Source organism: Chromobacterium sp. FG22 (assembly GCF_057809415.1).
On the sequence record NZ_JBMDJX010000014.1, the window covers coordinates 36,793 to 49,552 of the forward strand.

Genomic DNA, 12,760 nt, shown 5'->3' on the forward strand with positions numbered 1-12,760 from the left:
CCAGGCCAGACCCGGGGACGTTTCCTATATTACTAGAAGGTAACATCCGAGACAGGAGCAACAACAATGTCGCTTGAAAACACTGCCACCGCCCCGGGCCTGGTCCAGCTGTTCAGTCAGGTCACGGACGATGGAAGCATTGCCCTTTCCTCCATCCGCGAGCGGGCCAACCTCGAATTGTCCAGCTTCGCCGAACTGGCGAACCAACAATTGCAACAACTGGACATCAGCATGCCGCCTGCGATCAGCCTGATCAGCACGCCGGCCTGCCAGCTGGACTTGGAAAACAACCACCCGCATGCCGAGGAAATCCGGGCCTGGTTGCTGGGCAATGACAACATCACCCGAAAATTCAAGGAAGTGGAAGTGCTGTACGAGATCGTGCGCGCCGCGGAAAGCATAGGCGAGACCTTCCCGGAAAGCTCGACCTTCCACATCGGCTTAACCAGCGCCGGGCCTATCGCCTACTTCGAGGACAGCCACCGCGCCTAAGCGCAGGCCCAAAGAACAGGGCCGCGTGCGACACCCAGGACGGGGAAGCGAAAGCTTCCCCGTTTTTCTTTGCGCCGTCGGCGCCAGGCAAGCCTCGCTTCGGGTGCGGTTCAAGGCTTGCGCGGGCCTCCGCGCCGAAAACCGCCGCCGCGCGGCTGCGCGCCGGGCTTGGCGGTGCGCTGAGCTTGCGACACCCGCGGCAAATCCGCAAGGTCCACCTCCAGCTCGCGCATGTCCCCCGGCTGCAGGCCGTCCAGCGTCCACGGCCCGATCGCCGCCCGCACCAGGCGCAGCGTCGGCAGCCCCACCTTGGCGGTCATGCGCCGCACCTGGCGGTTCTTGCCCTCGCTGATGACGATCTCCAGCCAGCCGTCCGGCACCGTCTTGCGAAAACGCACCGGCGGCGTGCGCTCCCACAGCGCGGGCGCCTCGATGCGCCGCGCCTGCGCCGGCTGGGTGGTGAAATCGCCCAGGTCGACGCCGCGGCGCAGCTGCTCCAGCTGCTCCTCGCGAATCAGCCCCTCCACCTGCACCCAATAGGTCTTGGGCAGTTTCCAGCGCGGATTGGCGATGCGGTGCTGCAATTCCCCGTCGCCGGTCAAGAGCAACAGGCCTTCGCTGTCGGTGTCCAGCCGCCCCGCCGGATACACGCCCGGCAAGGGCACGCAGGATTTGAGCGTCGGATGCTTGGGATGCTCGGAAAACTGACAGATGACGCCGTAGGGCTTGTTGAGCAGAATGAGTCGGGACATGGCGTGAAGAGCGGCAAGAAAGAATGAGGCGAATGATACAAGAGCCGCGCGCCGCGCGCCGCAAGTTTGCCGGCGAAGCCGGCGCATGCACGCGCCGGATGCGGCCTATAATTCGCATTCGAACCGCCGCCGCGCAGTTATCAAGCATAAAAGTTCAAATGCGCTGCGAGCCAAGCGCGCGCACAGAGGTATAATTCGCTTTTGAAAATTGCCAGAGAGTCTCCGGACCGCGTTCAGGCCGCGTCGCCTGGGCCCGGCATCCGCCTTTCCAAGGTCTTTCAATGCGCCGGCAGCGCCCTGCGCAATCGTTCTGTCGTCACAAGATAAAGGAGATAGAGTAATGCCATCGGAACAGCCCAAAATCATCTACACCCTGACCGACGAAGCGCCGGCTCTGGCGACCAGCGCCTTCCTGCCGGTCGTGCAAGCCTTCGCCGGCTCCGCCGGCATTGAAATCGCCACCGCGGACATTTCGCTGGCGGCGCGCGTCCTGGCCGAATTCCCCGACTATCTGGCCGACGAACAGAAAGTGCCGAACACCCTGGCCGAGCTGGGCAAGCTGACCCAGCAGCCCGACACCAACATCATCAAGCTGCCCAATATCAGCGCCTCGGTGGCTCAGCTGATCGCCTGCGTCAAGGAACTGCAGGCCAAGGGCTACCCGCTGCCGGACTATCCGGAAAACCCGGCCTCGGACGCCGACAAGGCGATCAAGGACCGCTACGCCAAGTGTCTGGGCTCGGCGGTGAACCCGGTGCTGCGCGAGGGCAACTCCGACCGCCGCGCGCCGCTGGCGGTGAAGAACTACGCTAAGAAGCACCCGCACTCGATGGGCGAATGGAAGCAATGGTCGCAGACCCACGTCTCCCACATGCACCATGGCGACTTCTACCACGGCGAAAAGTCGATCACGCTGGACAAGGCGCGCGACGTGAAGATGGAGCTGACCACCAAGAACGGCCAGACCATCGTGCTCAAGCCCAAGGTCGCGCTGCAGGCCGGAGAGATCATCGACTCCATGTTCATGAGCAAGAAGGCGCTGTGCGACTTCTACGAGCGTGAAATGGAAGACTGCCGCGAATCCGGCATCCTGTTCTCCCTGCACGTCAAAGCCACCATGATGAAGGTCTCCCACCCCATCGTGTTCGGCCACTGCGTCAAGATCTACTACAAGGAAGCCTTCGAGAAGCACGGCAAGCTGTTCGAGGAACTGGGCGTCAACGTCAACAACGGCATGGCCACCCTGTACGAGAAGATCGAAACCCTGCCGGCCTCCAAGCGCGAAGAAATCATCCGCGATCTGCACGCCTGCCAGGAGCACCGCCCGCGTCTGGCCATGGTGGATTCGGCCAAGGGCATCACCAACTTCCACTCGCCCAACGACGTGATCGTGGACGCCTCAATGCCGGCGATGATCCGCGCCGGCGGCAAGATGTGGGGCGCCGACGGCAAGCCTTACGACGCCAAGGCCGTGATGCCGGAATCCACCTTCGCCCGCATTTACCAGGAGATGATCAACTTCTGCAAATGGCACGGCAACTTCGATCCCAAGACCATGGGCACCGTGCCCAACGTCGGTCTGATGGCGCAGAAGGCCGAGGAATACGGCTCCCATGACAAGACCTATGAAATCCAGGAAGACGGCGTCGCCAACATCGTCGACCTCGCCACCGGCGAGGTGCTGCTGTCGCAGAACGTCGAGCAAGGCGATATCTGGCGCATGTGCCAGGTGAAGGACGCGCCGATCCGCGACTGGGTCAAGCTGGCCGTCACCCGCGCCCGCAACTCCGGCATGCCGGCGGTGTTCTGGCTGGACCCGTACCGCCCGCATGAGAACGAGCTGATCAAGAAGGTGCACGCCTACCTGAAGGATTACGACACCAGCGGCTTGGAAATCCACATCATGTCCCAGGTGCGCGCGATGCGTTACACCCTGGAACGCGTGGCCCGCGGCCTGGACACCATCTCGGTGACCGGCAACATTCTGCGCGACTACCTGACCGATCTGTTCCCCATCATGGAACTGGGCACCTCGGCCAAGATGCTGTCCATCGTGCCGCTGATGGCCGGCGGCGGCATGTACGAGACCGGCGCCGGCGGCTCCGCGCCCAAGCACGTGCAACAGCTGCTGGAAGAAAACCATCTGCGTTGGGACAGCCTGGGCGAGTTCCTGGCGCTGGCGGTGTCGCTGGAAGAACTGGGCATCAAGACCGGCAACGACAAGGCCAAGATCCTGGCCAAGACGCTGGACCTCGCCACCGGCAAGCTGCTGGACGAGGACAAGTCCCCGTCGCGCCGCACCGGCGAATTGGACAACCGCGGCAGCCAGTTCTACCTGTCCATGTACTGGGCTCAGGCGCTGGCCGCCCAGTCCGACGATAAGGAGCTGCAAGCCCGCTTCGCGCCGCTGGCCAAGAGCCTGGCCGACAGCGAGCAGAAGATCCTGGCCGAACTGAAGGCGGTGCAAGGCAAAGCGGCCGACATCGGCGGCTACTACCACCCCGATGCCGCCAAGTGCGGCGCGGTGATGCGCCCTAGCGCCAGCTTCAACGCCGCACTGGCCGCCGTGCTCGGCTAAGCGCTGCGCAGCCATGGCGGAAAACCTCCGCCGGACAAAACGCCAAGACTCTCGTCTTGGCGTTTTTTTTGCGTCAATCCTCCACCTGCTGTCCTGCGTCCACGCCTTGCAAGCCCATTCGCCGAAACGGGCATGGCTCGAAGACCGAAGCGAGACCGCCGAAGCATGCCCCGCATCCAACAAACGGCTACAGTAGTCCGTGCCCCTTCTCACGCTAGGCCTGCTGCACGCCTCATCTTTCGGCCCCCGAGAAGTGGAAAAACAGGTTTTGATCCTATTTCGCTCCTTCACGAGCCGAGTCATTAAGGAGTCATGAATGGACTCAGCAACACTTGCTCTCTACGTGGTCTCGGTGTCCGCCGTCACCGCCACGCCCGGCCCCACCATGTTGCTCGCACTGAACAATGGCGCCTATGGCGGCAAACGGGTCGCGGCCTGCGGTATCGCCGGCGCGGCCTTGTCGGACCTGATCTTGATCGGCGCGGTCGCCTGTGGGCTCGGCGCGCTTCTGCTGGCCTCCGAACAGTTGTTCACGCTGGTGAAGTGGATCGGCGCAGCCTATCTGCTTTATTTGGCCGCGGCGCTATGGCGAGCGCCCGTCCGCCCTATTCAGGCGGACGCGAGCGCCGTAAGGCCTCCAACCGGCCGGGCCGCCTTTGTCCGCTCGCTACTGGTCGCTCTTTCCAATCCCAAAGGGCTGCTGTTCTTCTCCGCCTTCCTACCTCAATTCATCCGTCCCCAAGACGACATCGTGGCTCAATACCTTAGCCTCGCGTTGCTGACCGCAGTCATCGACATCGCCTTGATGAGCGTCTACGCCCTGGGCGGCTATCACTCGATGCGCCTCCTATCCGGCCGGACCATGCGCTGGCTGAACCGGGCTTGCGCCGGCATGTTGGCGGGACTGGGCGTCGCGCTGAGCCTGTATCGTCGCAACGAGCTCGACTGACCGCCCCCTGGCCCCTTGAACGGAAAACGCGGCAAGGCGGCAAACCTCATCCGGAACCCGCAACCGCCTTCATCAAAAAACCCGCTCAAGGCGGGTTTTTGGCTCGAAACCGGTTCGCAGTCGCCTGCGCAAGGACAAGGCGAGGCGAAACCGCTTCAGGACGCGATCTCAGCGCCGCAGATAATCGACGAAGGCGTAAGCCAGCCCGGCGGCGCTGACATGCGCCTCGCGGCTGTCCTCGCGCCAGAGTTCGGCTGACACCTCGGGGAAATGGGCGTCGCCCGGGTAATCGCCGTCGATCTCGGTCAGACGCAGGCAATCCGCGCCGGCGATCGCCTGGCGGTACAATTCGGCGCCGCCGATCAGGCACACCTCCTCCACCGCGCCGGCCAGGACCAAAGCCTGCTCCAGCGAATGCGCGGCCTCCGCGCCGTCGGCGCGCCAATCCGTCTGGCGCGTCACCACGATGTTGCGGCGGCCCGGCAGCGGCCGGCCTATCGAGTCCCAGGTCTTGCGGCCCATGATCACCGGTTTGCCCAGCGTCACCGCCTTGAAGTGCTTGAGATCCTCCGGCAAATGCCAGGGCAGGCGGTTGTCTATGCCAATCACCCGCTTGGCCGCCATCGCCGCCACCAGGGTCAAGCGCGGCTTCCCGGCCGCCGTCATACCGCCACCGCCGCTTTGATGTGCGGATGTGGATCGTAGCCTTCCAGTTCGAAATCCTCGAACTTGAAGCCGAAGATGTCCTTGACCTGCGGATTGATCTTCATCGTCGGCAAAGCGCGCGGTTCGCGCGACAGCTGCAGCTCGGTCTGCTCCAGATGGTTGCTGTACAGATGCGCGTCGCCCAGCGTGTGGACGAAATCGCCCGGCTGCAGTCCGCACACCTGCGCCACCATCATGGTCAGCAAGGCGTAGCTGGCGATATTGAAGGGCACGCCCAGGAAGATGTCGGCGGAGCGCTGATAAAGCTGGCAGGATAGCTTGCCGTCGGCCACGTAGAACTGGAACAGGCTGTGGCAGGGCGGCAGCGCCATCTCGTCCACCAGCGCCGGGTTCCAGGCCGACACGATCAGGCGGCGCGAATCCGGGTTGTTCTTGATCATCGCCACCACATTGGCGATCTGATCGATGTGGCGGCCGTCCGGCGCCGGCCAGCTGCGCCACTGGTAGCCGTAGACCGGCCCCAGATCGCCGTTTTCATCGGCCCACTCGTCCCAGATCGACACGCCGTTTTCCTTCAGATAGCGGATATTGGTCTCGCCGGACAGGAACCACAGCAATTCATGGATGATGGAACGCAGATGGCACTTCTTGGTGGTGATCAGCGGAAAACCCTGTTGCAGGTCGAAACGCATCTGGTGGCCGAATACCGAACGGGTGCCGGTGCCGGTGCGGTCGGACTTGTCGTGGCCATGTTCCAGCACATGGCGCATCAGGTCGAGATACTGTCGCATTGTGTTCATTCCATCTTTGATACCGGCCATTGTACCCGACTTGAAGCCGGCTCGGAAAAGCTGGCCCGGCCTCGCCGCTTCGGCTACCATTCTCTTTAAAATCAAGACAGAAGCATGAAACACCGGACATGGCTGAAGATTCCGATCTAGAACGCACCGAACCCGCGACCGCGAAACGGCTGGGCCTCGCCCGAGAAGACGGCAATATCCCGCGCTCGCGCGAGCTGACCACCTTCGCCATCACCATGGCCGGCGTGGCGCTGCTGATGGCCCAGGGCGGCCACATCGCCACCAATCTGGCGCAGACCATGCGCATGCTGCTCACCTTCGACCAGACCACGGTGCACAATGTGGAGCCGGCGCTGACCCGCTTCAAGGAAACCATTTTCAACGCGCTGTGGAGCCTGGCGCCGCTCCTGGCCGGCCTGGCGCTGGTGGCGCTGTTCGTGCCCATGCTGGTGGGCGGCTGGAACCTCACTTTCAAGGCGGTCGAGCCCAAGTTCAGCAAGCTCAACCCCTTGCCCGGCATCAAACGGATATTCTCGGTCAACGCCGCCACCGAAGCGCTGAAGGCCATTCTCAAGAGCGTGCTGATCGGCGGCATCGCCACCTGGTTCATCTGGCGCGAGCGCGCGGAAATCATCGGCCTGATCTCCATGCCGCTACCCACCGGCATCGCCAAGATGACCGATATGATCATCACCACCTTCTTCGTGGTGACTTCGGCGATGATTCTGCTGGTGGCGATAGACGTGCCCTTCCAGCTGTGGAGCTATCACAAGAAGCTGCGCATGACCAAGGAAGAGGTCAAGCAGGAATACAAAGAGGCCGAGGGCTCGCCCGAGGTCAAGGGCCGCATCCGTCAGATGCAGCGCGAAGCCGCGCGCAAGCGCATGATGCAGGAGATTCCCAGCGCCAACGTCATCGTCACCAACCCTACCCACTACGCGGTGGCGATCAAGTACGACGACGGCATGCGCGCGCCGCAAGTGGTGGCCAAGGGGTCTTTGAAGCTGGCGGAAAAAATCATCGACACCGGCAAGGACCACCACGTCATCGTGATGCGCTCGCCCAGCTTCGCCCGCGCGCTGTACTTCCACGCCGAAATGGGAGAGGACATTCCGGCCAAGCTCTATTCCGCCGCCGCCCAGGTGCTGGCCTATGTGTTCCAGCTCAAGAGCTATCAGGACAACGGCGGCCTGGCGCCGGTGTTCCCGGACCAGCTGGACGTGCCCGCCGAGCTTGACCCGCAAAGCAAACGCCAGCAAGATGCGACGCCACCATAATGATAAGGTCGACGAACCGATTCGACCGGCTTGAGCCATAAATCCAGCATGGACTCCATACTAGACATACTGAAGCGCTTCAAAGTCACCCAGCTGGCCGGCCCCGTGCTCATCATCCTGATTCTGGCGATGATGGTGCTGCCGCTGCCGCCGGTGCTGCTGGACATCTTCTTCACCTTCAACATCGCCGTTTCGGTGATCGTGCTGCTGGTGGGGATCAATGTGCGCAAGCCGCTGGACTTTTCCGCCTTCCCCACCGTGCTGCTGGTCACCACCTTGCTGCGGCTGTCGCTGAACGTCGCCTCCAGCCGGGTGATCCTGCTGGAGGGCCACTCCGGCCCGGACGCCGCCGGCAAGGTGATCGAATCCTTCGCCCACTTCCTGATCGGCGACAACGTCGCCATCGGCATCGTGGTCTTCGTCATCATCACCATCATCAACTTCGTGGTGATCACCAAGGGCGCCGGCCGCATCGCCGAAGTGAGCGCCCGCTTCACCCTGGACGCGATGCCCGGCAAGCAGATGGCCATCGACGCCGACCTCAACGCCGGCCTGATCGGCGAGGACGAAGCCCGGCTGCGCCGCGTCACCATCGCCGAGGAAGCCAACTTCTTCGGCGCGATGGACGGTGCCTCCAAGTTCGTGCGCGGCGACGCCATGGCCGGCATCCTGATCATCATCATCAACATCGTCGGCGGCTTGATCGTGGGCATGGTCCAGCACGATCTGGACGCCGGCGTCGCCGCCAAGACCTATACCCTGCTGACAATCGGCGACGGCCTGGTGGCGCAGATTCCGGCGCTGATCATCTCCACCGCCGCCGGCATCGTGGTGTCCCGCGTGGGCACCGACAAGGACATGTCCGAGCAATTCCTCGGCCAGATGTTCACCAAGCCGCAAGTGCTCTACATCACCGCCGCGGTGATCGGCATGGTCGGCCTGATCCCCAATATGCCGCACTTCTCCTTCCTGCTGATCGCCGGCAGCCTGGGCCTGCTGGGCCGCATGATGGAGAAGCGCCAGAAGGCCGAGGCGCAGCAGGCGGAGCAGCAGCAACAGGCCGCGCCGCCGCCGGAACACACCACGACCGAAGTCAGCTGGAACGATGTCCAGCACGTGGACCAGTTGGGCATGGAAGTGGGCTACCGGCTGATTCCGCTGGTGGACCGCAGCCAGGACGGCGAACTGCTGCGCCGCATCCGCGGCATCCGCAAGAAGATCGCCCAGGAGCTGGGCTTTCTGGTGCCACCGGTCCATATCCGCGACAACCTGGAAATCAAGCCCAACGCCTACCGCATCCTGCTCAAGGGCGTGGAGCTGGGCCTAGGCGAAGCCTTCATCGGCCAATATCTGGCCATCAATCCGGGCCGGGTCAACGGCGAGCTGGCCGGCACCCCCACCACCGATCCGGCCTTCGGCCTGCCGGCGATCTGGATAGACGCCGGCAAGCGCGAAGAGGCGCAGAGCCTGGGCTATACCGTGGTGGACGCCAGCACCGTGGTGGCCACCCATATTTCCAATCTGCTGCAGACCCACGCGGCGGAATTGCTGGGCCGCGAGGAAGTGCAGGCGCTGATCGATCATCAGGCCAAGGAATCGCCCAAGCTGATCGAAGACCTGGTGCCCAAGGTGGTGCCGATAGGCACGCTGCAAAAAGTGCTGCAACAGCTGCTGACCGAAGGCATCCACATCCGCGATTTCCGCACCATACTGGAAACGCTGGCCGATCACGTGGCCACCACCCAGGACATCGACGAACTGACCAATATCGTGCGCACCGCGCTATCCCGCGTCATCGTCCAGCAATTATTCCCCGGCGAGCAAGAATTACCCTTGATGACCCTGGAGCCGACATTGGAAAATGTGCTGATGCAGGCGGTGCAATCCAAGACCGGCGGCGGCCTGGAACCGGGCCTGGCGGAAAATCTGCTGGCCAGCGCCGCCCAGGAAACCGAACAAGTGGAAATTCAAGGGTACAATCCGGTACTCTTGACCGCGCCGGGACTGCGGCCTTTGCTGGCGCGCTTCCTGCGCCGCGCGCTGCCGCAGCTGCGTGTTATTTCTCATAATGAGATACCGGACAATAAATCAATTCGTATAATTGCTGTAATTGGGGGAAGCAAGGGCTAATCGAACATGGTGGTGAAAAAGTTTTTCGGCAAAACCACGCGTGACGCGCTCAGACAAGTTCGAGAAGAACTGGGCGCGGACGCCCTGATTCTGTCCAACCGCCCCACCATGGGCGGCGGGGTGGAAATCATGGCGGTGGCCGACGCCGACGTCGCCAACCTCGCCACCAATCTGGCCACTTCCTCCAGCAAGCATCCGCCGCGCAACGCGCCGCCGGTGGTCAACCGCGCGCCGTCGCCGCTGCCCACCCCGGCCGGCGCCGCGGTCAACCGCGCCATCGCCCGCACTTACGCCATGCCGGTGGAGCCGCTGGACAGCCCGCCGCCGCCGCGCATCGAAGCGCAAGCGCCGCGTCAACGCATCGAGCCGGCCTTCGCGCCGGAGCCCCAGGCCGCGCCGCGGCCGGCCCAGCCGTCCTATCCGCCACAGTACGCGCAAGCCGCGCCCCAGCCCGCCGCCCCGCGCGTGCAGCCGCCTGCGCAAACCGCGCCGCCGCCCCGCCCCGCCGCGCCTCAAGTCGCCAACAACGGCGAGGAGCCGGAAGTGATGGCGCAGGAGCTGAAGCAGATCGGCGACGAGATCAAGCTGCTGCGCAGCCTGCTGCAAAGCCAGCTGGCCAGCTTCGCCTGGTCCGATATGGAGGGCAAGGCGCCCAATCGCCTGGAACTGTTCAAACACCTGCTGGCCATGGGCTTTTCCGCCCACCTGATCCGCCAGCTGATCGAAAAGATGCCGGCCCAGTACGAGGCCGATGTCGCGGTCAAATGGGCGCGCTCGGCGCTGATGCACAATCTGAAATGCGCGGACGCCGACAAGGAAATCATGGACCGCGGCGGCATCTACGCGCTGGTGGGCCCCACCGGCGTCGGCAAGACCACCACCGTCGCCAAGCTGGCGGCGCGCGCCACCATGCGCTTCGGCGCCCAGCACGTGGCGCTGATCACCACCGACAGCTACCGGATCGGCGCCCAGGACCAGTTGCGCATCTACGGCAAGATTCTCGGCATCCCGGTGTTCTCCATCCAGAACGAGGGCGATCTGCAGCTGACGCTGGCCGATCTGTCCAACCGCCACATCGTCTTCATCGACACCGTGGGCATGGGCCAGCGCGACGCCCGCGTGCTGGCGCAGATCGAAATGTTCCGCACCGCCGGCCGGCCGATAGAAAGGCTGCTGCTGCTGGCCTCCAACGCCGACGGCCAGACGCTGGAAGACGTGGTGCGCCGCTATCGCGGCGACGGCCTCACCGGCTGCGTGCTGTCCAAGATAGACGAATCGGTGGCGATGGGCCCCAGCCTGGACGTGATCATCCGCAACCGGCTGCGCCTGTTCTACATCACCAACGGCCAGCGCGTGCCGGAAGACCTGCACGCCGCCCACGCCGGCTTCCTGGTGGACCGCGCGATGCGTTCGCAGCAACAGCATTCCCCCTTCACCCTTCAGGCCGACGAACTGCCCATCATGAACGCGGCCCAGGCCGGATGGTTGTAAGCGCGATGCAGGATCAAGCCGCCAGCCTCCGCCTGCTCAGCGCCCGGTCCGCGCGCGCGCCCAGTTTCGCCTTCATCGGCTCCGCCAGCGCCGGCGCCAGCACCCTGGCCACCGAACTGGCGCTGGGCCTGGCCTACGCCGGCCAGCGGCCCTTGCTGGTGGACTGCACGCTGGGCCAGGTGCAGGCGCGCCGTCTGGGCGTGCCCACCACCGCCACGCTGGAAAGCCAGGTGCTGACCCTGGGCGGCCTGGACGAGATGATGATGAGTTCGCGCCAGGGCATTCAGTTGATCAATCTCTACGCGCGCCCGGAAGAGCGCGCGCTGTTCTCCGCCCAGCTATGGCTGAGGCTGGGCAGCGAATTCGCCGCGCTGGAGCGCGACGCCTCGGTGCTGCTGGTGGACGCCCCCAGCCCCGCCCACGACCCGGTGCCGGCCAGCGTGGCCGACAATTTGGTATTAGTGCTCACGCCGGCGGCGGAGTCGCTGACAACGGCCTACGCTAATATCAAGAGGTTGTCCGGCAGCTACGGCCGCCAGCGCTTCAATGTGCTGATCAACCGCGCGCGCCATCTGGAGGAAGCGCGCGAATTGTTCACCCGGCTGTCCGCCGCCACCGGCGAATTCCTGTCGGTGTCGCTGCGCTGGGTGGGCTTTGTGCCGATGGACAACGCGGTGCGTCGCAGCCAGACGCTGCGCCGGCCGTTGATGGAGGCGTTTCCGGACAGCGAGGCCGCGATGGCCTTCTCGCAGCTGGCCGCGGTGCTGCCGCAGTGGGACACCCAGGAAACGCCGCGCAGCGGCACCGGATTCATGGATTTGTTGATTGCCGCCTCGCGCGACTGGGCCGAGGCGGATGGAGTCAAACCGCTATGAGCTTGCCGTCCTTACGCCGAACCGGCTACGCCGCCGCCTCGCCTCCCGCCGAGATCGACGTGGAGGCCTACGCGCCGCTGGTCAAGAAGCTGGCCGGCATGATGATCGCCCGGCTGCCGGCCTCGGTCGACATCGACGACCTGATCCAGGTCGGCGTCATCGGCCTGATCGAAGCCGCGCGCCAATTCGACCCGGCCCAGGGCGTGATGTTCGAAACCTTCGCCAGCCAGCGGGTGCGCGGCGCCATGCTGGACGAACTGCGCCGCGAAGACTGGATGCCGCGCCAGGCGCGCCGCCACTCGCGCCAGATCGAAGACGCGGTCCGCCAGCTGGAACACCAGCTGGGCCGCTCGCCGCTGGAATCGGAAATCGCCGCGCAAATGGGGCTGGAGCTGGAACAGTATCAGGACATGCTGGGCGATTGCCGCGGCATGACCTTGCTGCATTTCGAGGATTTTTCCAACGACGACGGCGACGCGCTGCCCGACGCGGTGGCCAATGTCGCCGACGACGACTCGCCGGACCCGTTCGCCGCGCTGGCCGACGGCGGCTTCCGCCAGGCGCTGATAGACGGCATCAAGCTGCTGCCGGAGCGCGACCAGTTGGTGATGTCCCTGTATTACGAGCAGGAATTGAACTTGAAGGAAATCGGCGCGGTGCTCGGCGTCTCCGAATCCCGAGTCAGCCAACTGCACAGCCAGGCCATCGCCCGGCTGCGCGCGCGCATCAAGGACTGGCTCTGACCCTCCG

Annotated in this window: 11 protein-coding genes; 8 read left to right on the forward strand and 3 right to left on the reverse strand. The window is 64.2% G+C overall.

Going from position 1 to position 12,760, the window contains the following annotated elements; translation table 11 throughout:
* The first annotated feature begins 66 nt into the window (after positions 1 to 66).
* Positions 67 to 492: a hypothetical protein gene (locus ACODSD_RS14715; RefSeq protein ID WP_107800364.1), complete on the forward strand. Its 426-nt coding sequence runs from the start codon at positions 67 to 69 to the stop codon at positions 490 to 492.
* 110 nt (positions 493 to 602) lie between these two features.
* Here the strand turns inward: ACODSD_RS14715 and ACODSD_RS14720 are convergent, their stop codons facing one another.
* Positions 603 to 1,244 carry a pseudouridine synthase gene (locus ACODSD_RS14720; RefSeq protein ID WP_253314530.1) on the reverse strand — a complete coding sequence of 214 codons (642 nt, stop codon included), beginning with the start codon at positions 1,242 to 1,244 and terminating at the stop codon, positions 603 to 605.
* A gap of 340 nt (positions 1,245 to 1,584) precedes the next feature.
* Here ACODSD_RS14720 and ACODSD_RS14725 point away from each other — a divergent pair, with 340 nt between their 5' ends.
* Both ACODSD_RS14725 and ACODSD_RS14730 read left to right on the forward strand, forming a co-directional pair.
* Complete coding sequence (locus ACODSD_RS14725; RefSeq protein WP_227104716.1) at positions 1,585 to 3,822, forward strand: NADP-dependent isocitrate dehydrogenase; 2,238 nt, start codon at positions 1,585 to 1,587, stop codon at positions 3,820 to 3,822.
* 316 nt (positions 3,823 to 4,138) lie between these two features.
* Entirely contained in the window at positions 4,139 to 4,771 is a 633-nt protein-coding gene (locus ACODSD_RS14730) for a LysE family translocator (protein ID WP_235087031.1), read from the forward strand.
* Positions 4,772 to 4,939: 168 nt separating this feature from the next.
* Here ACODSD_RS14730 and ACODSD_RS14735 read toward each other — a convergent pair whose 3' ends face one another.
* Both ACODSD_RS14735 and ACODSD_RS14740 read right to left on the reverse strand, forming a co-directional pair.
* On the reverse strand, positions 4,940 to 5,437 hold the full coding sequence (locus ACODSD_RS14735) for a dihydrofolate reductase (RefSeq protein WP_253314531.1): 498 nt from the start codon (positions 5,435 to 5,437) through the stop codon (positions 4,940 to 4,942).
* A complete protein-coding gene (locus ACODSD_RS14740) occupies positions 5,434 to 6,228 on the reverse strand; it encodes a thymidylate synthase (protein ID WP_107800369.1) in 795 nt (264 codons plus the stop codon). Before ACODSD_RS14740 ends, ACODSD_RS14735 begins: the two co-directional genes overlap by 4 nt.
* 128 nt (positions 6,229 to 6,356) lie before the next feature.
* On the opposite strand from ACODSD_RS14740, the gene flhB reads away from it, so the two are divergent.
* Genes flhB through ACODSD_RS14765 form a run of 5 tightly spaced genes read left to right on the forward strand, consistent with a single transcriptional unit; the run spans position 6,357 to position 12,753 of the window.
* Positions 6,357 to 7,514, forward strand: a complete 1,158-nt coding sequence (gene flhB / locus ACODSD_RS14745) for a flagellar biosynthesis protein FlhB (RefSeq protein WP_107800370.1) — start codon at positions 6,357 to 6,359, stop codon at positions 7,512 to 7,514.
* 48 nt (positions 7,515 to 7,562) lie between these two features.
* Positions 7,563 to 9,644, forward strand: coding sequence for a flagellar biosynthesis protein FlhA (flhA, locus tag ACODSD_RS14750; protein WP_107801935.1), 2,082 nt, complete (start codon positions 7,563 to 7,565; stop codon positions 9,642 to 9,644).
* A gap of 6 nt (positions 9,645 to 9,650) precedes the next feature.
* Positions 9,651 to 11,135 carry a flagellar biosynthesis GTPase FlhF gene (gene flhF / locus ACODSD_RS14755; RefSeq protein WP_488877688.1) on the forward strand — a complete coding sequence of 495 codons (1,485 nt, stop codon included), beginning with the start codon at positions 9,651 to 9,653 and terminating at the stop codon, positions 11,133 to 11,135.
* Positions 11,136 to 11,140: 5 nt separating this feature from the next.
* On the forward strand, positions 11,141 to 12,010 hold the full coding sequence (locus ACODSD_RS14760; protein ID WP_107800372.1) for a MinD/ParA family ATP-binding protein: 870 nt from the start codon (positions 11,141 to 11,143) through the stop codon (positions 12,008 to 12,010).
* Positions 12,007 to 12,753, forward strand: coding sequence for an RNA polymerase sigma factor FliA (locus ACODSD_RS14765; protein WP_081545393.1), 747 nt, complete (start codon positions 12,007 to 12,009; stop codon positions 12,751 to 12,753). Before ACODSD_RS14760 ends, ACODSD_RS14765 begins: the two co-directional genes overlap by 4 nt.
* Positions 12,754 to 12,760 lie beyond the last annotated feature (7 nt).

Coding starts and splice junctions, on each gene's coding strand:
- ACODSD_RS14715 (WP_107800364.1), top strand. CDS start 67: ATGTCGCTTGAAAACACTGCCACCGCCCCGGGCCTGGTCCAGCTGTTC.
- ACODSD_RS14720 (WP_253314530.1), bottom strand. CDS start 1,244: ATGTCCCGACTCATTCTGCTCAACAAGCCCTACGGCGTCATCTGTCAG.
- ACODSD_RS14725 (WP_227104716.1), top strand. CDS start 1,585: ATGCCATCGGAACAGCCCAAAATCATCTACACCCTGACCGACGAAGCG.
- ACODSD_RS14730 (WP_235087031.1), top strand. CDS start 4,139: ATGGACTCAGCAACACTTGCTCTCTACGTGGTCTCGGTGTCCGCCGTC.
- ACODSD_RS14735 (WP_253314531.1), bottom strand. CDS start 5,437: ATGACGGCGGCCGGGAAGCCGCGCTTGACCCTGGTGGCGGCGATGGCG.
- ACODSD_RS14740 (WP_107800369.1), bottom strand. CDS start 6,228: ATGCGACAGTATCTCGACCTGATGCGCCATGTGCTGGAACATGGCCAC.
- flhB (WP_107800370.1), top strand. CDS start 6,357: ATGGCTGAAGATTCCGATCTAGAACGCACCGAACCCGCGACCGCGAAA.
- flhA (WP_107801935.1), top strand. CDS start 7,563: ATGGACTCCATACTAGACATACTGAAGCGCTTCAAAGTCACCCAGCTG.
- flhF (WP_488877688.1), top strand. CDS start 9,651: ATGGTGGTGAAAAAGTTTTTCGGCAAAACCACGCGTGACGCGCTCAGA.
- ACODSD_RS14760 (WP_107800372.1), top strand. CDS start 11,141: ATGCAGGATCAAGCCGCCAGCCTCCGCCTGCTCAGCGCCCGGTCCGCG.
- ACODSD_RS14765 (WP_081545393.1), top strand. CDS start 12,007: ATGAGCTTGCCGTCCTTACGCCGAACCGGCTACGCCGCCGCCTCGCCT.